This is a genomic window from Streptomyces sp. DSM 41931 (assembly GCF_050271085.1).
GTDB lineage: Bacteria > Actinomycetota > Actinomycetes > Streptomycetales > Streptomycetaceae > Streptomyces > Streptomyces albogriseolus.
Genome location: NZ_CP189902.1, coordinates 1007731 through 1027262, shown reverse-complemented (window position 1 = coordinate 1027262; position 19532 = coordinate 1007731). Strand labels below are relative to the sequence as shown.

The 19532-nt window shown below is 73.4% G+C and carries 17 protein-coding genes, 1 pseudogene and 1 riboswitch; of the genes and pseudogenes, 14 read left to right on the top strand and 4 right to left on the bottom strand.

Translation table 11 applies throughout. The features are described 5' to 3' along the window. The first annotated feature begins 79 nt into the window (after positions 1-79). The 5 genes and pseudogenes from ACP7TJ_RS04920 (at position 80) to ACP7TJ_RS04900 (ending at position 7002) form a co-directional block, all read left to right on the top strand. Entirely contained in the window at positions 80-784 is a 705-nt protein-coding gene (locus ACP7TJ_RS04920) for a hypothetical protein (RefSeq protein WP_193459252.1), read from the top strand. After that, positions 784-2965: pseudogene (locus ACP7TJ_RS04915) on the top strand (bifunctional polysaccharide deacetylase/glycosyltransferase family 2 protein). Before ACP7TJ_RS04920 ends, ACP7TJ_RS04915 begins: the two are co-directional and overlap by 1 nt. Positions 2966-3065: 100 nt before the next feature. Beyond that, a complete protein-coding gene (locus ACP7TJ_RS04910) occupies positions 3066-4265 on the top strand; it encodes an MFS transporter (protein WP_367488590.1) in 1200 nt (399 codons plus the stop codon). Positions 4266-4476: 211 nt separating this feature from the next. Next, the gene (locus ACP7TJ_RS04905) at positions 4477-5265 is read left to right on the top strand and encodes a carbon-nitrogen hydrolase family protein (RefSeq protein ID WP_193459249.1); all 789 of its coding nucleotides are present in this window, start codon (positions 4477-4479) and stop codon (positions 5263-5265) included. A gap of 39 nt (positions 5266-5304) precedes the next feature. Then, on the top strand, positions 5305-7002 hold the full coding sequence (locus tag ACP7TJ_RS04900; protein ID WP_367453050.1) for a flavin monoamine oxidase family protein: 1698 nt from the start codon (positions 5305-5307) through the stop codon (positions 7000-7002). A gap of 2 nt (positions 7003-7004) precedes the next feature. Here ACP7TJ_RS04900 and ACP7TJ_RS04895 read toward each other — a convergent pair whose 3' ends face one another. Further along, on the bottom strand, positions 7005-7691 hold the full coding sequence (locus ACP7TJ_RS04895) for a DUF5995 family protein (RefSeq protein ID WP_193459248.1): 687 nt from the start codon (positions 7689-7691) through the stop codon (positions 7005-7007). A 173-nt stretch (positions 7692-7864) separates the two neighbouring features. Here ACP7TJ_RS04895 and ACP7TJ_RS04890 point away from each other — a divergent pair, with 173 nt between their 5' ends. Further along, a complete protein-coding gene (locus ACP7TJ_RS04890; protein WP_367560392.1) occupies positions 7865-8977 on the top strand; it encodes a glycoside hydrolase family 6 protein in 1113 nt (370 codons plus the stop codon). Here the strand turns inward: ACP7TJ_RS04890 and ACP7TJ_RS04885 are convergent. Continuing rightward, positions 8959-10362 carry a uracil-xanthine permease family protein gene (locus tag ACP7TJ_RS04885; RefSeq protein ID WP_093768249.1) on the bottom strand — a complete coding sequence of 468 codons (1404 nt, stop codon included), beginning with the start codon at positions 10360-10362 and terminating at the stop codon, positions 8959-8961. The two genes, ACP7TJ_RS04890 and ACP7TJ_RS04885, sit on opposite strands and share 19 nt — an antisense overlap. A gap of 174 nt (positions 10363-10536) precedes the next feature. On the opposite strand from ACP7TJ_RS04885, the gene ACP7TJ_RS04880 reads away from it, so the two are divergent. Continuing rightward, positions 10537-10995: an acyl-CoA thioesterase gene (locus ACP7TJ_RS04880; RefSeq protein WP_093768248.1), complete on the top strand. Its 459-nt coding sequence runs from the start codon at positions 10537-10539 to the stop codon at positions 10993-10995. On the opposite strand, the gene ACP7TJ_RS04875 is transcribed toward ACP7TJ_RS04880, so the two are convergent. Further along, positions 10955-12160, bottom strand: coding sequence for an MFS transporter (locus ACP7TJ_RS04875; protein ID WP_266544843.1), 1206 nt, complete (start codon positions 12158-12160; stop codon positions 10955-10957). The genes ACP7TJ_RS04880 and ACP7TJ_RS04875 overlap by 41 nt on opposite strands. 150 nt (positions 12161-12310) lie before the next feature. Here ACP7TJ_RS04875 and ACP7TJ_RS04870 point away from each other — a divergent pair, with 150 nt between their 5' ends. After that, positions 12311-13498 carry an ROK family transcriptional regulator gene (locus tag ACP7TJ_RS04870; RefSeq protein ID WP_403451878.1) on the top strand — a complete coding sequence of 396 codons (1188 nt, stop codon included), beginning with the start codon at positions 12311-12313 and terminating at the stop codon, positions 13496-13498. 283 nt (positions 13499-13781) lie between these two features. On the opposite strand, the gene ACP7TJ_RS04865 is transcribed toward ACP7TJ_RS04870, so the two are convergent. Further along, on the bottom strand, positions 13782-14540 hold the full coding sequence (locus tag ACP7TJ_RS04865; RefSeq protein WP_266544837.1) for an SDR family oxidoreductase: 759 nt from the start codon (positions 14538-14540) through the stop codon (positions 13782-13784). A 413-nt stretch (positions 14541-14953) separates the two neighbouring features. Then, a riboswitch (FMN riboswitch) is annotated at positions 14954-15084 on the top strand. A gap of 144 nt (positions 15085-15228) precedes the next feature. Between ACP7TJ_RS04865 and ACP7TJ_RS04860 the strand changes: the two genes are divergently transcribed. The 6 genes from ACP7TJ_RS04860 to hisG are packed head-to-tail and all read left to right on the top strand — an operon-like array spanning position 15229 to position 19526. Next, entirely contained in the window at positions 15229-15843 is a 615-nt protein-coding gene (locus ACP7TJ_RS04860) for a riboflavin synthase (protein WP_093768244.1), read from the top strand. After that, a complete protein-coding gene (locus tag ACP7TJ_RS04855) occupies positions 15840-16481 on the top strand; it encodes a nicotinamide mononucleotide transporter family protein (RefSeq protein WP_093768243.1) in 642 nt (213 codons plus the stop codon). The genes ACP7TJ_RS04860 and ACP7TJ_RS04855 overlap by 4 nt, the downstream gene beginning before the upstream one ends. After that, entirely contained in the window at positions 16478-17818 is a 1341-nt protein-coding gene (locus ACP7TJ_RS04850) for a bifunctional 3,4-dihydroxy-2-butanone-4-phosphate synthase/GTP cyclohydrolase II (protein WP_255303968.1), read from the top strand. Before ACP7TJ_RS04855 ends, ACP7TJ_RS04850 begins: the two co-directional genes overlap by 4 nt. Before the next feature lie 20 nt (positions 17819-17838). After that, positions 17839-18324: a 6,7-dimethyl-8-ribityllumazine synthase gene (ribH, locus tag ACP7TJ_RS04845; RefSeq protein ID WP_019523710.1), complete on the top strand. Its 486-nt coding sequence runs from the start codon at positions 17839-17841 to the stop codon at positions 18322-18324. 34 nt (positions 18325-18358) lie between these two features. Beyond that, a complete protein-coding gene (locus ACP7TJ_RS04840; RefSeq protein ID WP_004990764.1) occupies positions 18359-18631 on the top strand; it encodes a phosphoribosyl-ATP diphosphatase in 273 nt (90 codons plus the stop codon). Between the two features lie 46 nt (positions 18632-18677). Further along, the gene (hisG, locus tag ACP7TJ_RS04835) at positions 18678-19526 is read left to right on the top strand and encodes an ATP phosphoribosyltransferase (protein WP_167743985.1); all 849 of its coding nucleotides are present in this window, start codon (positions 18678-18680) and stop codon (positions 19524-19526) included. Positions 19527-19532 lie beyond the last annotated feature (6 nt).

Genomic DNA, 19532 nt, shown 5'->3' with positions numbered 1-19532 from the left:
CGACACGTGGGCCGGGCCCGCCGTCGCCGGTGCGCCGTCCCCCGCGTGACGGTCGCCGGACCGGCGTAATCTGGGGCATATGCGGCAGCCCTCCGATGCCGGTGCGGTGACCGGTGAGTCCGAGGGGCCGGACCCGGTTTTCGTCGACGCCTCCGGCCGGCGGGCCCGGCTGCTGCGGCGGGCCGGCTACGGGGCCGCCGGGCTGGCCGCCGGATATCTGAGCGTGCTCGCGCTGAGCCTGATGGGGGCGACCCCGTTCGCCCCGGAAGCCCTGCTGCCGCCGCTGCCCGGGGAGTCCTCACCGGCCGCGCCGCAGCGGCAGGACGCGGACGGGGACGCACGGCCGCCCGAGGACGCCGGGGCCGCGGTGGGGCCCGGCTCGCCGCTCGTACCGCTGATCGTGATCCCCGGGGAGGACCCGGCGGGCTCGTTGCTGCTGCCGCCCGGCGCCGGTCCCGGGAGCGTCGCCGGAGTGCCGGTGGAGCCGCCGGACCCGGGCGGGGTGGAGGTCACCGACGAGCCGGCGCCGTCCGACGAGCCTGATGACCCCGAGGAGCCGGGCGGCGAACCCGAGGAGCCCGCCGAGCCCGGTACGGGCGAGCCGTCCGCGCCTCCCGACGGCGGTGACTCCGAGGCGCCGCCGCCCGGCACAGGCGAGCCTTCCGGGCCCGGTACGGACAACCCGCCCGAGCCGCCCGGAACACCGCAGCCCACGCCCGAGGCGCCGACCGAGAACCCCGGCGCCTCCCCGCCCGACGACCCGCCGGCCGCCGGGACCCCCTGATGCGGCGGCGACCGCACCGCCCGGCCGGTTCACCGCCCGCGGCACCGGGACCGCGGCGGCACTGGTTCCGCATCGTGGTGCCCCTCGTCCTGCTGGCCTTCGTCGTCTCCGTCCTCGCCGTCGACGGCTACACCTCCCGCGGCTTCGCCGGGGACCAGGAGGGCCGCGGGGAACGGGCCGGGCGGAGCGGGGCGGGGGTGCCCCGGGAGGTCGCGGACGGGGGACCGGTCGTCGACGCCGGTCACGATCCGCCGCGCTCCTACCGAGCGCCCGGCAGAACGGTCGTGCTGACCTTCGACGACGGACCCGACCCCGTGTGGACGCCCCGCGTCCGCGAGGTCCTCGACCGCCACGGCGTCCCCGGCACCTTCTTCGTCACCGGACGCCAGACCGCCCGCCACCCCGGCCTGGTACGGGACCTGATCCGCTCGGGGCACGAGATCGGGGTGCACACCTTCTCCCACCCCGACCTGGCCACGCAGTCCGGGGACGCGGTCGACCGCGAGCTGGCGTTCACCCAGCTCGCACTCGCCGGGGCCGCAGGCGTCCACAGCTCGCTCGTGCGGATGCCGTACTCCTCGACCGCCGGCGCGCTGGACGGGCCGTCCTGGTCCGTCGCCCGGCACCTCGGCGAGAAGGGGTACGTGCTGGCCTTCGTCGACCAGGACACCCGGGACTGGAGCCGCCCCGGCGCCCGGGCCATCGCCGACGCGGCCACCCCCGACCCCCCCCGGCCGGGGCACGGTCGTCCTGCTGCACGACTCCGGCGGCGACCGCTCGCAGACCGTGCGGGCGCTGGAGACGCTGGTGCCGCGGCTCAAGGCCGACGGCTACCGCTTCGCCACGGTCGCCGAGCTGGTGGGCGTCGAACGACTCACGGACGGCGCCGGCACCGCGGCGCGGTGGCAGGGGTGGGTGTTCGTGACCGCCGTGACCGTGTCGGGGACCACGGTGTCGGTGCTGGGCGTGCTGCTGCTGGTCGTCGGGGGGCTGGTGCTGGCGCGGTGCGTGCTGATGCTCGGGCTGGCCCACCGTCACGCGCGACTCGCACGCCGGTGTCCGCGCGCCGGGCCGGGTCCGCCCGTCACCGGGCCGGTCAGCGTGGTCGTGCCCGCCTGCAACGAGGTGCTGTGCATCGGCAAGACGCTGCGGTCCCTGGCCGCGAGCGACCACCCCGTGGAGATCGTCGTCGTGGACGACGGGTCCGACGACGGGACCGCCGACGCCGCCGAGGCGCTGGGGCTGCCCGGGGTGACCGTGGTGCGGACGCCCAACCGGGGCAAGGCGGCCGCGCTGAACACCGGTGTGCTGCGGGCCTCGCACGAGATCGTCGTGATGCTGGACGCCGACACCGTCTTCGAGCCCTCGACGGTCCGGCGCCTCGTCGAGCCGTTCGCCGACCCGTCCGTCGGCGCCACCGCCGGCAACGCCAAGGTCGGCAACCGGCACGGCATGCTCGGCCGCTGGCAGCACATCGAGTACGTCATGGGCTTCAACCTCGACCGGCGCATGTACGACCTGCTGCACTGCATGCCGACCGTGCCCGGCGCGGTCGGGGCCTTCCGCGTCCGTGCCCTGCGCGAGGCCGGGATGCTCAGCGGGGACACGCTCGCCGAGGACACCGACCTCACCATGGCCCTGCACCGGGCCGGCTGGGAGGTGCGCTACGCCGAGCACGCCGTCGCCCGGACCGAGGCGCCGGGGTCCCTGCGGCAGCTCTGGCGCCAGCGGTACCGGTGGAGCTACGGCACGATGCAGGCCGCGTGGAAGCACCGGCACGCCCTCGTCGAGCGGGGGCACGCCGGGCGGTTCGGGCGGGTGGGGCTGCCGTTGCTGGCGGTGTTCCAGATCCTCACGCCGCTGCTCGCCCCGCTGATCGACCTGCTGACCGTGTACGGGCTGGTGTTCGGGAACGCGGCGCTCACGCTGCTGGCCTGGTGCGGGGTGCTGGCGGTGCAGGGGGTGTGCGCCGCGTACGCGTTCCGTCTCGACGGGGAGCCGCTGCGGCCGCTGTGGGCGCTGCCGGTGCAGCAGATCGTGTACCGGCAGGTGATGTACCTGGTGCTGGTGCAGGCCTGTCTCACCGCGCTCAGCGGGTACCGGCTGCCCTGGCAGCGGCTCAAGCGGAAGGGGAATGTGGTGGTGCCGCCGGCGGGAGGAGGACTACGCTCGGGGGTATGACCTGGCGACATTGATCCACGCGCAGTGCCTCCCGAGGGCCGCCTCGGGCTCCGTTCGACCTCAGCGTCCGGTGTCCGAACCGCCCTTACGGGAAGGCCTCATGACTCTCACGCCCACGCGTGCCGTCGACGTGCGCGTGCGTCGGCTGACGACCACGCTGTACGGCTACTCGTTCCTCGAAGAATTCGTCCTGCTGTACCCGGTGTACGCGCTGCTGTTCAGCGACGCCGGGCTGTCCGTGTGGCAGATCTCGTCCCTGTTCGCCCTGTGGTCCGTCACCGCCGTGGTGCTGGAGGTGCCGTCCGGGGCCTGGGCCGACGCGGTGTCGCGGCGGCTGTTGCTGGTCGTCGGTCCGCTGCTGACGGGCGCCGGGTTCGCCTCGTGGGTGCTCGTGCCGTCGTACGCCGCCTTCGCGGTGGGGTTCGTGCTGTGGGGGATCGGCGGGGCGCTGACCTCGGGCGCGCTGGAGGCCCTCGTCTACGACGAGCTGGAGCGGAGCGGGGCGGCGGACCGGTACGCCCGCGTGCTCGGACGGGCGCGGGCGGCGGGGCTGGTCGCCGTGATGGCGGCGATGGGGCTGGCCGGGCCTGTGCTGGCGTGGGGCGGACATGCGGCCGTGGGGGCGGCGAGTGTGCTGGTGTGTCTGCTGACGTCGGTGACGGCCTTGCGGTTTCCCGAGCGGCGGGCCGCCCGGGCGGGAACGGGCGTGCGGCAGGGATGGGTCGCCGCTCTGCGGGCCGGGCTGGGTGAGGCTCGGCGGGACCGGTCCGTGCGGCGTGCGTTGCTGCTGGTGCCGGCGGTGGCGGCGGTGTGGGGGGCGCTGGACGAGTACACGCCGCTGCTGGTGCGGGAGGCGGGCGTCGGCGATGCCGCCGTGCCGGGGGTGCTGCTGGTGATCTGGGGCGGGGCCACCGCGGGGAGTCTGCTGGCGGGGGAGGGCGAGCGGTTCGGTACGGGCGGGCTGGCGCTGCTGCTGGGCGGCGGCGGGCTCGCTCTGGCGGTGGGGGCCTTGGGCGGGACCGTGGTGGGGCTGGTGCTCGTCGCGGTGGCGTTCGGGGCGTTCCAGGCGGCGACGGTGCTGGCGGAGACGCGTGTGCAGCACCGGATCGAGGCGACGGGGCGGGCGACGCTGACGTCGGTGGCGGGGCTGGGTACGGAGGTGGTGACGCTGACCGTGTTCGCGGGGTACACGGTGATCGCCTCAGGTCACGGGCACGGGGCGGCGTTCGCGGTGGCGGCGGTGCCGTACGTGGTGCTGGCGGTGGGGTTGACCGCTGCCCGCCCCCGCCGCACGGCGTGACGCCCGTAGGGGGTGGTGGAGAGAGGTAGCGGCGGGGGTGGACGTCCGACGGTCACCCCCGCACGCCCGCGCAACGAATCGCCGGAAACCGCGTCCGAGACGCAACAAGCACCGCACCGGTGCGCAACGGCTCCTTCTTGTTGGGCGAGCCCGCCCGCCCGTACCTTCATGATTGACCCCCGACCCCCCGCCTGCCCGGTGAGGATCCCCCATGCGCACCGCCCTGCTCCAGAGCTCCGGCCACCCCGGCCATGTCACCGAGAACCTCAAGGCTCTCGACGACGCGGCCGCCCGCGCCGCCGCGGCGGGCGCGGAACTGCTGGTGACCTCGGAGCTCTTCCTCACCGGCTATGCCATCGGCGACGACCTCGGCCGTCTCGCCGAGCCCGCCGACGGCGACGCCGCGGACGCGGTCGCCGAGACCGCCGCCCGCCACGGCCTCGCCGTCGCCTACGGCTACCCCGAGCGCGCCGGCGACACGGTGTACAACTCCGTCCAGCTCGTCGCCCCCGACGGCGCCCGTCTCGCGAACTACCGCAAGACCCACCTCTACGGCTGCTTCGAGCACGACCACTTCACCCCGGGCGAGAACCCGGTCGTGCAGGCCGAGCTGAACGGACTCACCGTCGGCCTGATGATCTGCTACGACGTGGAGTTCCCGGAGAACGTCCGCGCGCACGCCCTCGCCGGCACCGACCTGCTGCTGGTGCCCACGGCCCAGCTGCACCCGTACCAGTTCGTCGCCGAGTCCGTCGTGCCCGTGCGCGCCTTCGAGAGCCAGCTGTACATCGCGTACGTCAACCGGGTCGGCCCGGAGGGCGCGTTCGAGTTCGTGGGGCTGTCCACGCTGGCCGGGCCCGACGGGGTCGCCCGCGCTCGCGCCGGCCGGGGCGAGGAACTGCTCCTCGCCGACGTCGACCCGGTGCTTCTCGCCGCGTCGCGTGAGGACAACCCGTATCTGCGGGACCGGCGGCCCCGCCTCTACGGGTCCCTCGTCTGATCTTCCCTGGTTCCCATCACTGCAAGGAGTCCGTACCCCATGACGTCCACGGTGCCCAACGCCGTCGAGCACGCCGACGAGCAGCAGCCGCCGATCACCATGTTCGGCCCTGACTTCCCGTACGCGTACGACGACTTCCTGGCCCACCCCGCCGGGATCGGGCAGGTGCCGGCCACCGAGCACGGCACCGAGGTCGCCGTCATCGGCGGTGGGCTGTCCGGGATCGTCGCCGCCTACGAGCTGATGAAGATGGGGCTCAAGCCGGTCGTGTACGAGGCCGACCAGATCGGCGGGCGCCTGCGGACCGTCGGGTTCGAGGGGTGCGATCCGTCGCTGACGGCGGAGATGGGCGCCATGCGGTTCCCGCCGTCGTCCACGGCCCTGCAGCACTACATCGACCTGGTGGGGCTGGAGACCCGGCCTTTCCCGAATCCGCTGGCCGAGGCGACCCCTTCGACCGTCGTCGATCTGAAGGGGGAGTCGCACTACGCGGAGACGATGGACGATCTGCCGCAGGTCTACCGTGACGTCGCCGACGCCTGGGCGCGGTGTCTGGAGGAGGGGGCCGACTTCTCCGACATGAACCGGGCCCTGCGCGAGCGGGACGTGCCGCGGATCCGGGAGATCTGGTCGCGGCTGGTGGAGAAGCTCGACAACCAGACGTTCTACGGGTTCCTGTGCGAGTCGGAGGCCTTCAAGTCGTTCCGGCACCGGGAGATCTTCGGGCAGGTCGGGTTCGGGACCGGGGGATGGGACACCGATTTCCCGAATTCCATCCTGGAGATTCTGCGGGTCGTCTACACCGAGGCCGACGACCATCACCGGGGGATCGTCGGCGGGTCGCAGCAGCTGCCGCTCAGGTTGTGGGAGCGGGAGCCCGAGAAGATCGTCCACTGGCCGTACGGGACGTCGTTGAAGTCGCTGCACGTGGACGGCGAGCCGCGGCCCGCCGTCACGCGGCTCGGGCGGACCGCAGGCAACCGGATCACCGTGACGGACGCCCGTGGTGACATCCGTACGTACCGGGCGGCCATCTTCACCGCGCAGTCCTGGATGCTGCTGTCGAAGATCGACTGTGACGACTCGCTCTTCCCGATCGACCACTGGACCGCCATCGAGCGCACCCACTACATGGAGAGCTCCAAGCTGTTCGTGCCCGTGGACCGTCCCTTCTGGCTGGACAAGGACGAGGACACCGGGCGGGACGTCATGTCGATGACGCTCACCGACCGGATGACCCGCGGGACCTATCTGCTGGACAACGGCCCGGACAAGCCGGCGGTCATCTGCCTGTCCTACACCTGGTGCGACGACAGTCTGAAGTGGCTGCCCCTGTCCGCGAACGAGCGGATGGAGGTCATGCTGAAGTCGCTCGGCGAGATCTACCCCAAGGTCGACATCCGGAAGCACATCATCGGCAACCCGGTGACCGTCTCCTGGGAGAACGAGCCCTACTTCATGGGCGCGTTCAAGGCCAACCTGCCGGGTCACTACCGCTACCAGCGGCGGCTGTTCACCCACTTCATGCAGGACCGGCTGCCGGAGGACAAGCGGGGCATCTTCCTCGCCGGCGACGACATCTCGTGGACGGCCGGCTGGGCCGAGGGCGCCGTGCAGACCGCGCTCAACGCGGTGTGGGGCGTCATGCACCAGCTCGGGGGCGCCACCGACCCGGGCAACCCGGGTCCCGGCGACCTGTACGACGAGATCGCGCCCGTCGAACTCCCGGAGGACTGAGGTCAGTCGGGCAGCGGAGTGAGCAGCATGCGGCCCGCGAACCCCACCGCGGTGTCCAGCCGTTCGGTGAACTCCGCTGCCACGTCGGGCAGCCGGCGCAGCGCCCACAGGGCACGCGCCGCCGTCCAGGCCGCGTCCCGGGCGCGGTCCAGGCTCCACGCGCCGAGCAGATGGGTCAGCGGGTCGGCGATCCTCAGTGACTCGGGGCCGGGCACCAGCTCGTCGCGGATGCGCTCCTCCAGCGACAGGAGGAGTTCGCCCACGGCCTCGAACTCGTCCTCCAGGTCGGCGGGTTCGCAGCCGAGCGTACGGCAGGTGTCTACGACGGCCAGCGCGAGGTCGTGCCCGATGTGCGCGTTGATGCCCGCCAGCGCGAACTGCACCGGACGTACCCCGGGATGGCGGCGGGACTGGAACAGCGGACGCCAGCAGGCGGGGGGACGCCGGCCGTCCGCCGCCGCGTCGACGGCCGCCAGATAGCGCTCCGCGAAACGGACGTCCAGGGTGATCACCGCACGCGGGTCGGGGAACAGACCGGCGTCGACGCGCCGGTCCACGGCCCGGGTCACGGCGAGGTAGACACGGTTGAAGACCGCGACCCCGTCCCGCGCGGGCAGGGCCGCGTCGAGGGCGCGCAGACGGGCGACGACCGTGTCGACCGGGGTGAGGACTTGTTCGCATTGCGCCATGAGCGCAGGGTGACACCTTTAGTCTGGCTCCAGTGGCGGCGGGCCCGGCGCTTCCCCGGAACGGGGGAACGCGCCCGCCGTGGGGGAGGGGGAAGCACAAGGTGGCAGGCTCGCGTGCCCGGAGACTCTCGGCGCGCCGTGCGGAACGCCGGCGTGCCGCGCGGAGGGCCGCGATGGTCGCGGCGGCCTCGGTCGTCGTCGCGGCCGGCACCGTGTCCGGGGTGATCTCGGCGACCGGGGACGGGCGGGACGCGCCGGAGGCCCGGCCCGTGCCCTCCGCGTCGCCCAGGTACGTGCCGCTGCCCGCCGTGCCCTCGGCTTCCCCTTCGGCCACCGTGTCCGCGTCGCCGTCCGTCAGGCCCGAGCGGGCCGGTGCGCCGGCTTCCGCGTCGCCGCGTGTGAAGAGGAAGACGGTCGAGGCGGCGGCCACGCGGCTCTACCGGCATCCCGCCTCCCGGGTGCTCGACTGGGTGCGGGCGCATCCCGGCGATCCGCGCCGGCCCGTCATCGAGTCGCGGATAGCCGACCGGCCGGCGGCCGTCTGGTTCGCGGACTGGTCGCCGGACACCGTCACCGCGCGGGTCAGGGCGGTGACGTCCGGCGGGGCCGCCCAGGGGCGGGTGCCCGTCGTGGTGCCGTACGCGATTCCCGGGCGGGACTGCGGCGGCCACTCCGAGGGCGGCGCCCCGGACCTGGACGCCTACGACGACTGGATCGACCGGTTCGCCGCCGGGCTCGGCAGCGGGGAGGTCGTGGTGATCCTGGAGCCCGACTCGGTCGCGCAGGCCGACTGTCTGTCCGCCGGGCAGCGGGCCGAGCGGTTCGCCTCGCTGGCCCGCGCCGGGCGCCTGTTCAAGGCGGCCAACCCCCGCGCCCGTGTCTACTACGACGCCGGGCACTCCGGCTGGCACACGCCCGCAAAGCAGGCGGACCTGCTGCGGCAGGCGGGGGCCGCCTCGCCCACGTCGTCGGACGGCGTCTTCAGCAACGTGTCCAACTTCCACGGCACCGCCGACGAGATCGCCTACGACCGTGCCGTGCTCGACGCCCTCGGCGGGACGGGCCTCGGCGCGGTGATCGACACCAGCCGCAACGGCAACGGCGCCCCCGCCGACGGCGCATGGTGCGACCCCGCCGGCCGCAGACTGGGCCGCGCGCCGACGCTCAGCACCGGCGAGCCCCGGATCGACGCCTACCTGTGGGTCAAGCTCCCCGGCGAGTCCGACGGCTGCGAGGGCGCGCCGGGGACCTTCAGCCCGTCGTACGCCTACGACTTGGCGCGCTGATCCTCCTCGGAGCCGCCCGTGTCGTAGGAGGAGGTGCCCTCGTCGAGCAGCGGCTTCTGCGTCTTCAGATGGGCGGGCGCGAAGGCGCGCAGCGCATGGTAGCCGGTGATGACGACCACCGTGCCGAGGGCGATGCCGCTGAGCGAGAAGGTGTCGGTGAACTCCATGGAGACGTTGCCGACACCGATGATGATGCCCGCCGCGGCCGGCACCAGGTTCAGCGGATTGCGCAGGTCCACCTTGGCGTTGAGCCAGATCTGCGCCCCGAGCAGGCCGATCATGCCGTACAGGATGACGGTGATGCCGCCCAGCACACCGCCGGGGATCGCCGCCACGACCGCGCCGAACTTGGGGCACAGGCCGAACAGCAGGGCGAAGCCGGCGGCGGCCCAGTAGGCGGCGGTGGAGTAGACGCGGGTCGCGGCCATCACGCCGATGTTCTCGGAGTACGTGGTGTTGGGCGGGCCGCCGACCGCGGTGGACAGCATGGAGCCGACGCCGTCCGCGGAGATGGCCGTGCCGAGCTTGCCGTCGAGGTCGTCGCCGGTCATCTCGCCGACCGCCTTCACATGGCCCGCGTTCTCGGCGATCAGCGCGATGACCACCGGCAGCGCGACCAGGATCGCCGACCACTCGAAGGACGGCCCGTGGAAGTCGGGCAGGCCGATCCAGTCCGCCCGGCCCACGGCGGACAGGTCCAGACGCCAGTGGTCGGTGACCTTGCCGCTCGCGTCGGCCGAGTGGATCGGCCCGAGGATCCGGTCCTGCGCCCAGGACAGCACGTATCCGAAGATCAGGCCGAGGAAGATCGCGATGCGGGACCAGAAGCCCCGCAGGCAGACCACGGCCAGTCCGGTGAAGAGCATCACGAACAGCGCGGTCCACTGGTCCTGCGGCCAGTACGTCGAGGCGGTCACCGGCGCCAGGTTGAAGCCGATCAGCATCACCACCGCGCCGGTCACCACGGGCGGCATCGCCGCGTGGATGATCCGCGCGCCGAAGCGCCGCACCGCGAGGCCCGCCAGGAACAGCGCGGCGCCCACCACGAACACCGCGCCCGTCACCGTGGCGCTGGAGCCGCCGTCCGCCCGGATCACCGCGGCGACGCCGACGAAGGAGAGCGAACAGCCCAGGTAGCTGGGCACCCGGCCGCGGGTGGCCAGCAGGAAGACGACGGTCGCGACGCCCGACATCATGATCGCCAGGTTGGGGTCGAGGCCCATGAGGACGGGCGCCACGAAGGACGCGCCGAACATGGCGACCACGTGCTGGGCGCCGAGGCCCGCGGTGCGCGGCCAGGAGAGGCGCTCGTCGGGACGGACCACCGCCCCGGGTGCCGGAGTGCGTCCGTCTCCGTGCAGTTTCCAGCGGACGCCGAGATCCATGGGTTGTCGCTTTCGTCGTGCGGCCAGCGTGTCCGCACCATTGTGCGGCCCGGAGAGGCGTGGTTCGCACAGGTGGGCGGGCACGCGGGCGCTTCTGAGCGTCCGCTTAGGATGAGGGCACGCCGTCGATCGATGCGCACGGCACCGATCCCGTACGTCCCAGGAGCACCGCCCGTGACCGCCGAAGCCCCGCCCGCGCCCGCCCTCTCCTACGGCCGGCTGATCCCCGTGACCGTCCACTTCGACGACCTCGACGCGCTGGGGCTGCTGCACAACGCCCGCTACCCGCTGCTCGTCGAGCGCGCCTGGGCCGAGCTGTGGCAGGCCAACGGCGTCACCTTCGACGGCGACTGGGCGGCCGCCGGCGACGCCTGCAACGCGGTCAAGGAACTGCGCCTCACCTACGAGGCCCCGGTGACGCGGCCCGGCCCCTACGCCGTCCATCTGTGGCTGGACCGGCTCGGCACGACCGGGCTCACCTACGGCTTCCGGTTCTGCTCGCCGGACGGCGCCGTGACCTACGCCCGGGGCAGCCGGGTGCTGGTGCGGCTGGACGCCACCACCCTGCGCCCGGCGCCCTGGAGCGAGGCGTTCAGGGGCGCCGCTCGGGGACTGCTGCGTCCGGACGCGTGACCTTCACCCGGTCGCCCGCGCGCAGCACCCCGGCGAAGCCCGCGATGCCGCACGTCAGCAGCGTCACCAGCATGAACGACACCATCAGGCTGGTGGCCTGGGCCAGCATGCCGATCGCGCTGGGGGCGATCAGCCCCGAGGTGTAGGTGATGGTCGCCACGCCCGCGATGGCCAGGCTCGGGTTGGAGCCGCTGCGGCCGGCGGCGGCGAAGCACAGCGGGACGACCACCGCGATGCCCAGACCCATCAGCGCGAACCCGGTCATGGCGACGGCGGGGTGACGGGCGAACACGATCAGCAGGCCGCCGAGGAGGGCGACCACGCCGCTCGCGCGGACCGTGCGCACCGCGCCGTAGCGGTCCACCACCCGGTCGCCCGCGATGCGGGCGACCGCCATGGTGAGCGTGAAACCGGTGGTGCAGGCGGCCGCGAGGCCCGCGGACGTCTCCAGCTGGTCGCGCAGATAGACCGCCGACCAGTCCAGGCTCGCCCCCTCGGCGAACACCGCGCAGAAGCCGATCGCGCCGATGAGCAGCGCCGAGCGGGGCGGCAGCGCGAACCGCGGCGGCGGCTCCTCGTCCTCGGCCGGCTGCAGGTCGAGCACCCAGGCGCAGGCCGCGAAGCCCACGACCGTCAGCACGCCGGCCGCCAGCGCGTGGTGCAGCCGGGCGTCCGAGCCCAGGTGCGCGGCGAGCGTGCCGGCCGCCGAGCCGACGACCGCGCCGACGCTCCACATGCCGTGCAGGCCGGACATGATCGACCGGTCGAGCCGGTTCTCCACCTCGACGCCGAGGGCGTTCATCGCCACGTCCGACATGCCCGCGGTGGCGCCGTAGACGAACAGGGCCAGACACAGGGTGAGCAGGTTCGGGGCGAGGGCCGGCAGCACCAGCGCGAGCGTCCACAGGGCGAGCAGCCCGCGCAGCGCGTTGCGGGCGCCGAAGCGGTGCGAGATGCCGCCCGCGAGCGGCATCGCCAGGGACGCGCCCAGTGCGGGGAAGGCGAGCGCCAGGCCCAGCTGGCCCGCGCTGACCCCCGCGTGGTCCTGGATCCAGGGGACCCGGGTCGCGAACGAACCGGTGACCGCGCCGTGCACGGCGAACACCGCGGCCACGGCGTACCGTGCCCGCCTCACCTCGTGTTGCGTATGAACCACCGCACTCATCGACCCGCCCCTCCCTGATCCACCGCTGTCGTACGCGTCCCCGCTTCGTGTGCGCCGCCGTAAACTATCAGGAACCCTGCCTGAAAGAAACGGGCCGTCCCCGGACACGGCGCCCGCCGGCCGGGCCCGCCGATCTGGAAGGATCCCGGCATGGCCGCATCCCCGAGCACCGCCCGAGCCATCAACGACCGGCTCGCCCTGCGCCTGCTCCAGCAGGAGGGCCCGCTCACCGCCGGGCGGTTGAAGGAACTCACCGGACTCTCCCGGCCCACCGTCGCCGACCTCGTCGAACGCCTCACCGCGGCCGGCCTGATCGAGGTCGCCGGCGAGGCCCGCGCCCAGCGGCGCGGCCCCAACGCCCGGCTCTACGGCATCGTCGCCGGCCGCGCGCACCTCGCCGCCCTGGACGTGCGCACCGAGGGCGTCGCCCTGGTCGTGTCCGACCTCGTCGGCGGAGTGCTGGCCGAGGCGTCCCTGCCCATCGCCGACGACACCGGCACCGGCCCCGCCGTCGAGCAGGCCGTCGCCCTCGTCGAGCGGACGGCCAAGGAGGCCGGCGCCGACCGGCTGCACACGGTGGGCATCGGCGCGCCCGGCCTGATCGACCCCGCGACCGGCGAACTCCGCGACTCCACCGGCCTGCCGCAGTGGCACCGGCGCCTGGTCGCGGTGCTCCAGGAACGGCTGCCCGAGGCCCGGGTCAGCGTGGAGAACGAGACCAACCTCGCCGCACTCGCCGAGCAGCGCGACGGGGCCGCCCGTGACCGGGACACCTTCGTGCTGCTGTGGCTGGGCCACGGCACCGGCGCCGCGGTGATCCTCGACGGCACGTTGCGCCGGGGCGCCTCGGGCGGCACCGGCGAGATCGGCTTCCTCCCCGTCCCGGGCACCCGGGGCCTGCCCTCGGCCACCGACTGCGCGGGCGGCTTCCACTCCCTGGCCGGCGCTGCGGCGGTCGCACAGCTCGCGGCCGAGTGCGGCGTCGCGCCGGAGCCCGGGGCCGGTCCGGAGGCGGCGGGTGCGGTGCGGGCGGCCGTGTCCGCGCACGGGAGCACGGCGCACACGCGTTTCCTCGACGTCCTGGCCGACCGCGTCGCCGTCGGCGTCGCCTCCGTGGTCGCGCTGCTGGACCCCGGGTGCGTGGTCCTGGGCGGCGAGATCGGCCAGGCGGGCGGCGAGGCACTGGCGGCCCGCGTCCACGACCGCCTGACCGCGATGTCCCCCCTCCCCGTCGAGGTACGCCCCAGCACCCTGGGCGGAGGAGCGGTCCTCCGCGGCGCCCTCCTCACGGCACGCGACCACGCCCAGGACGAACTCTTCGGCGTGCCGGAGCACTGAGCGGGACGCCCGCCGGCGACACCGGAAGGGGCGTGCGTGTCGCGTCCTGCGAGGCGTCCCTCCGGCCGGGTGGCTGCCGGCGGGCCGCGTTCTCCGCGATCCGTTCGGTGAGGGGCCGGACGAGCGTGCGGCCTGCCCCCGCTCGATGCCGGGACGGCCCGGACGCGGCAGGTCGCACGGGCAGGCCCCGGCCGGGCGGCGGCCTGCGGCCTGCCCGGTGCCGGACGAGGCGGTCCCCTCGCCAAGACGCCCGGCCCGGCGGGGCGGGCGACCGTCCGTACCCCTACCGGCGCCCCGCCCTCGCGGCGAACCGCTCCGCCAGGAACTCCTCGAACGTGCGGGTCCCGACCGCCCGTTCCGGGGCGAGGTGGCCGCCCGCGCGGAACGCCTCGTACGCCGCTCCGCGCAGCGGGACCTTCACCAGCGCGCGGCGGCGGCCCGCCGCATCCAGGTACGCGCGGGCCAGGGAGGGGAGCGTGCGGATCTCGGGGCCGGCCAGGTCGTCGGCGCGGCCGGCGGGCGCGCCCTGTGCCAGTCCGGCCAGGCGGTCCGCGACCTCCCTGACCTCCACCGGCTGGTCCTTCACCCGGGCGGGCAGCGGCATCACCGGCGACTTCGACAGGCCCTGGAACAACCGGAACAGCAGGTCGTGGAACTGGGTGGCGCGCAGCACCGTCCAGCCCGTCCCGGAGTCCTCGATCTGCCGCTCCACCGCCAGCTTGGTGCGGTAGTAGGGGAACGGCACCCGGTCCACGCCGACGATCGAGATGTAGACCAGGTGCTGCGCCCCGGCCCGCCGCGCGGCCGCGATCAGGTTCCGCGCGGCCTGTTCGTCGCCGCCCCGCGCCGAGGTGGCGCAGTGCACGACCGTGCCCGTGCCGTCGAGGGCCCGGTCCAGTCCGCTGCCGCCCTCGCGCAGGTCGACGGCGTAGGGCGGGGTGTGCCGGCTGAGCACCCGCACCTCGTGGCCGTCCGCCCGCAGCCGTTCGACGACGGGCCGGCCGAGGGTTCCGGTACCGCCGGTCACCAGGATCGTGGTCATGCTGCTCGAGTCCCTTCGGACACCGGCGCCCTGGGGGTGTGCGCGTGGCGCCGTAAGGGGTCCAGCTTCGCCGGGCCGGGCGCCGGGCGCATCCGCGCGTGTGGTGAGGCCCGGCGGCGGGCAAGGGCCGTCGTCACCGCCGCCGGGCCGGTCGGGGAGGGGAGCGCGGCGGACCCCTGGTCCGGCCGGCACTCCGCGGAGATGGCTCGGACCCTAAGAGGACTAGACCACTCCGGTCAATAGGTATGGACCACTCGCCGGGTGCGGGAGGGGGCGCCAAGGGGGCGCACACTCGCGGCAGTTGTGCATCGTGCGACCCTCGGTTGCTTCTAGGTCGCCCGCTGTGACCCACTCCACACACCTCACCTGCGTGGCCGAGTCGCGGCCGTGGCACACTGGGCCTGTACCAGTAGCAGCGCACTCCGGGGTCGGTGAAAGTCCGAACCGGCGGTTACAGTCCGCGACCCGGTCGCCTCCAGCGACCGGTTGACCAGGTGAAATTCCTGGACCGACGGTTAAAGTCCGGATGGGAGGCAGTGCGCGGCGGGCGGGCATCCATGCGCGCCGCCGTACCGGTTCGCCTTTCGGGCGGGCCCTGTCCGGCGTCGCCCCCGGTGTCCTCGCTCGTGATCCTGTCGTCATCGACAGCCCCGGAGTCCGTGCCCGAAGAGGCAGGAGGACCCGGGAAGTGTTCACCGGAATCGTCGAAGAGCTGGGCGAGGTCACCGCCGTCGAGACCCTCGACGACGCCTGTCGCTTCCGCCTGCGCGGCCCCGTGGTCACACAGGGCGCGAAACACGGCGACTCCATCGCCGTCAACGGCGTGTGCCTCACCGTCGTGGAGCACGAGGGCGACGAGTTCACCGCCGACGTCATGGCGGAGACCCTGAACCGCTCCAGCCTCGGCGCCCTCGCCGTCGGCTCCCGCGTCAACCTCGAGCGGCCCACCGCCGTCGGCGACCGCCTCGGCGGCCACATCGTCCAGGGTCACGTCGACGGCACCGGCGAGATCCTCGACCGCACCCCGTCCGAGCACTGGGAGATCGTCAAGATCTCCCTCCCCGCGGAGCTCAGCCGCTACGTCGTGGAGAAGGGCTCCATCACCGTCGACGGCATCAGCCTCACCGTCGTCGACGCCGGGCGCGACCACTTCACCGTCAGCCTCATCCCCACCACCCTCGCCCTGACCACCCTCGGCATCAAGAAGCCCGGGGACCCGGTCAACCTCGAGGTGGACGTCATCGCCAAGTACGTCGAGCGGATGCTCGGCGACCGCGTCGCCGGTGAGGGGGCCACCCGGTGAACTGGCTCAACTCCGAGGCCTTCACCCTGTTCGGCCAGCACATCAAGTGGGCCGACATGATCGGCAACGTGATCGGCCTGATCGGCCTCGCCCTCGGCTGGCGCCGCTCCCTGTGGACCTGGCCTGCCCAGTTCCTCTCCGGGCTCATCCTGTTCACGGCGTTCGCCACCGCCCACCTCTCCGGCAGCGCCGGCAAGCAGGTCGTCGTCATGCTCGTCGCCGTCTGGGGCTTCCGGCAGTGGAACCGCGGCCGGCAGCAGGCGCGGGACGGCTCCGTCGCCGTCCGGTTCGCCACCTGGCGCGAGCGGGGCGTGCTGCTCGCCGGGGCCGCCCTCGGCACCCTCGCCGTCGGCGGACTCTTCACCGCCTACCCGTCGTTGTCCTGGGACCCCTGGCCGGACGCCTACATCTTCGTCGGCACGATCGTCGCGATGTACGCCCAGGCCCGCGGCATGGTCGAGTTCTGGTTCGCCTGGCTGCTCGTCGACCTCGTCGGCGTCCCGCTGAACTTCGCCAATGGCTTCGCCTTCTCCGGCTTCGTCTACGTCATCTACGGCGCACTCGTCCTGTGGGGCATGCGCGACTGGTGGCTGCGCTCCCGCGACGCGCGGCCCGCACTGGAAGGAGCGCCGGCATGACTGCCCGCCCGTCACCCGCCACCGCCCCGAACGAGGCGCTGCGCGCCACCCCCTCGATCCCGCCGATCCTGTACGACACCGAGGACCTCGGCCTCCAACTCGACCCCGTCGAGCGGGCGATCGCCGACATCGCCGCCGGCCGCCCCGTGGTGGTCGTCGACGACGAGAACCGGGAGAACGAGGGCGACCTGATCGTCGCCGCCGAGAAGGCGACCGAGGAGATCGTCGCCTTCATGATGACCGAGTGCCGCGGCATGATCTGCGCGCCGATGACGGGCGAGGAGCTCGACCGGCTGGAGATCCCGCAGATGGTGGCGCAGAACACCGAGTCCATGCGGACCGCGTTCACCGTCACCGTCGACGCCTCCGCCGCCCACGGCGTGACCACCGGCATCTCCGCCTCCGACCGGGCCACCACCCTCCGGCTGCTGGCCGGCGGCACCGCGGCGCCGGACGACTTCGTCCGCCCCGGCCACATCTTCCCGCTGCGCGCCCGCCCCGGCGGCGTGCTCGAGCGCGACGGCCACACCGAGGCCGCCGTCGACCTGGCCCGCCTCGCGGGACTGCGCCCGGCCGGCGCCATCGTGGAGATCGCCGGTGAGGACGGCCGCATGCTGCGGCTGCCCGAGCTGGTTCCCTTCGCCCGCAAGCACGGCCTGTCGATCATCTCCATCGAGGACCTGATCGCCTACCGGCGCAGCAGCGAGCCCACCGTCCGCCGCGAGGCCGAGGTCCGGCTCCCCACCGCCCACGGCACCTTCACCGCGTACGGCTTCCGCTCCACCGTCGACGGCGTCGAGCACGTCGCCCTGGTGCACGGCGACCTCGGCGACGGCGCGGACGTCCTCGTCCGCATGCACTCCGAATGCCTCACCGGCGACGTCTTCGGCTCCCAGCGCTGCGACTGCGGCCCCCAGCTCGACGCCTCCCTGGACCGCATCCAGGCCGAGGGCCGGGGCGTCGTCGTCTACCTGCGCGGCCACGAGGGGCGCGGCATCGGCCTGATGTCCAAGCTGCGCGCCTACGAACTGCAGGAGCGCGGACGCGACACCCTCGACGCCAACCTCGAACTCGGCCTGCCCGCCGACGCCCGCGACTACGCGGCCGGCGCGCAGATCCTCGCCGACCTCGGCGTGCGCAGCGTCCGCCTGATGACCAACAACCCCGACAAGTCCGACGCGCTCGCCCGCCACGGCATCGACGTCGCCCGGCGCGAGCCGATGCCCGTCACCGCGAGCGAGCACAACCTCCGCTACCTGCGCACCAAGCGGGACCGGATGGGCCACGACCTGCCCTGGCTGGACACGCCGACCGTGCCCGCCTGCGGCAACCAGTAACAAGAACCACGAGGAGAGACGTGAGCGGCAAGGGTGCACCGGAGCTGACGGTACGCAACGTGGGTGATCTGCGGGTCGCCGTCATCGCGGCACAGTGGCACGAGAAGGTGATGGACGGACTGGTGGACGGCGCCCTGCGCGCCCTGCACGACCTGGGCATCGACGAGCCGACCCTGCTGAGGGTCCCCGGTAGCTGGGAACTGCCCGTCGTCGCCAAGGTCCTGGCCGGCCGGGGCTACGACGCGATCGTCGCCCTCGGCGTCGTCATCCGCGGCGGCACGCCCCACTTCGACTACGTGTGCCAGGGCGTCACCCAGGGGCTCACCCAGGTGTCCGTCGACACCGGCGTCCCCGTCGGCTTCGGACTGCTCACATGCGACGACGAACAGCAGGCCCTCGACCGCGCCGGACTGCCCGGCTCCCGCGAGGACAAGGGGCACGAGGCGGTCACCGCGGCCGTCGCCACCGCCGCCTGCCTGCGCTCGGTGTCCGAACCCTGGCGGTGAGCAGTCCCCGTCACCGCGTAGGGTAAGGACCACCATGTCCAAGAAGACGTTCGAGGAGCTCTTCACCGAGCTCCAGCACAAGGCCGCCCACGGGGACCCCGCCACCTCCCGCACCGCCGAACTGGTGGACAAGGGCGTCCATGCCATCGGCAAGAAGGTCGTCGAGGAGGCCGCCGAGGTCTGGATGGCCGCCGAGTACGAGGGCAAGGAGGCGGCCGCCGAGGAGATCTCGCAGCTGCTCTACCACGTCCAGGTGATGATGGTCGCCCGCGGCATCTCCCTCGACGACGTCTACGCCCACCTGTAAGCAACCCCGCTCCACCCCACCCCTCCACGCAAAGGAAGCCGACCTCATGCTGCGCATCGCCGTCCCCAACAAGGGTTCCCTGTCAGGACCTGCGGCGGAGATGCTGCATGAGGCCGGCTACCAGCAGCGCAGGGAGTCCAAGGAGCTGCGGATCGTCGACCCGGTCAACGAGGTCGAGTTCTTCTACCTCCGCCCCCGCGACATCGCGATCTACGTCGCCTCCGGGCAGCTGGACATCGGCATCACCGGCCGCGACCTGCTGATCGACTCCGGCGCCGACGCCGAGGAGATCCTGCCGCTCGGCTTCGCCCGCTCCACCTTCCGCTACGCCGCCAAGCCCGGCACGATCACCGGCCCCGCCGATCTCGCCGGCAAGACCGTCGCCACCTCCTACGAGGGCATCGTCGCCGCGCACCTCGCGGAACACGGCATCGACGCCTCCGTCGTCCACCTCGACGGCGCGGTCGAGACCGCCATCCAGCTCGGCGTCGCCCAGGTCATCGCGGACGTCGTCGAGACCGGCACCTCCCTGCGCAACGCCGGCCTCGAGGTCGTCGGCGAGCCGATCATGACGTCCGAGGCCGTGGTGATCCGGCGCACCGGCACGGACGGCGAGGACCCCAAGGTGCAGCAGTTCCTGCGCCGCCTCCAGGGCGTCCTGGTTGCCCGCACGTACGTGATGATGGACTACGACTGCCGGGTCGAGCAGCTGGAGAAGGCCGTCGCGCTGACCCCCGGCCTCGAGTCCCCGACCGTCTCCCCGCTGCACAACGAGGGCTGGGTCGCCGTCCGGGCGATGGTCCCCTCCAAGGAGGCGCAGCGCATCATGGACGACCTGTACGACATCGGGGCCCGCGCCATCCTCACCACGGCGATCCACGCCTGCCGCCTCTGACGGGGC

Excerpts from the sequence above, each read along its gene's own strand:
- ACP7TJ_RS04890 (WP_367560392.1), top strand. The coding sequence starts at position 7,865 with ATGGTCGCGGCGGCCTCGGTCGTCGTCGCGGCCGGCACCGTGTCCGGG.
- ACP7TJ_RS04865 (WP_266544837.1), bottom strand. The coding sequence starts at position 14,540 with ATGACCACGATCCTGGTGACCGGCGGTACCGGAACCCTCGGCCGGCCC.
- ACP7TJ_RS04870 (WP_403451878.1), top strand. The coding sequence starts at position 12,311 with ATGGCCGCATCCCCGAGCACCGCCCGAGCCATCAACGACCGGCTCGCC.
- hisG (WP_167743985.1), top strand. The coding sequence starts at position 18,678 with ATGCTGCGCATCGCCGTCCCCAACAAGGGTTCCCTGTCAGGACCTGCG.
- ACP7TJ_RS04895 (WP_193459248.1), bottom strand. The coding sequence starts at position 7,691 with ATGGCGCAATGCGAACAAGTCCTCACCCCGGTCGACACGGTCGTCGCC.
- ACP7TJ_RS04850 (WP_255303968.1), top strand. The coding sequence starts at position 16,478 with ATGACTGCCCGCCCGTCACCCGCCACCGCCCCGAACGAGGCGCTGCGC.
- ACP7TJ_RS04875 (WP_266544843.1), bottom strand. The coding sequence starts at position 12,160 with ATGAGTGCGGTGGTTCATACGCAACACGAGGTGAGGCGGGCACGGTAC.
- ACP7TJ_RS04840 (WP_004990764.1), top strand. The coding sequence starts at position 18,359 with ATGTCCAAGAAGACGTTCGAGGAGCTCTTCACCGAGCTCCAGCACAAG.
- ACP7TJ_RS04885 (WP_093768249.1), bottom strand. The coding sequence starts at position 10,362 with ATGGATCTCGGCGTCCGCTGGAAACTGCACGGAGACGGACGCACTCCG.
- ACP7TJ_RS04900 (WP_367453050.1), top strand. The coding sequence starts at position 5,305 with ATGACGTCCACGGTGCCCAACGCCGTCGAGCACGCCGACGAGCAGCAG.
- ACP7TJ_RS04910 (WP_367488590.1), top strand. The coding sequence starts at position 3,066 with ATGACTCTCACGCCCACGCGTGCCGTCGACGTGCGCGTGCGTCGGCTG.
- ACP7TJ_RS04905 (WP_193459249.1), top strand. The coding sequence starts at position 4,477 with ATGCGCACCGCCCTGCTCCAGAGCTCCGGCCACCCCGGCCATGTCACC.
- ACP7TJ_RS04920 (WP_193459252.1), top strand. The coding sequence starts at position 80 with ATGCGGCAGCCCTCCGATGCCGGTGCGGTGACCGGTGAGTCCGAGGGG.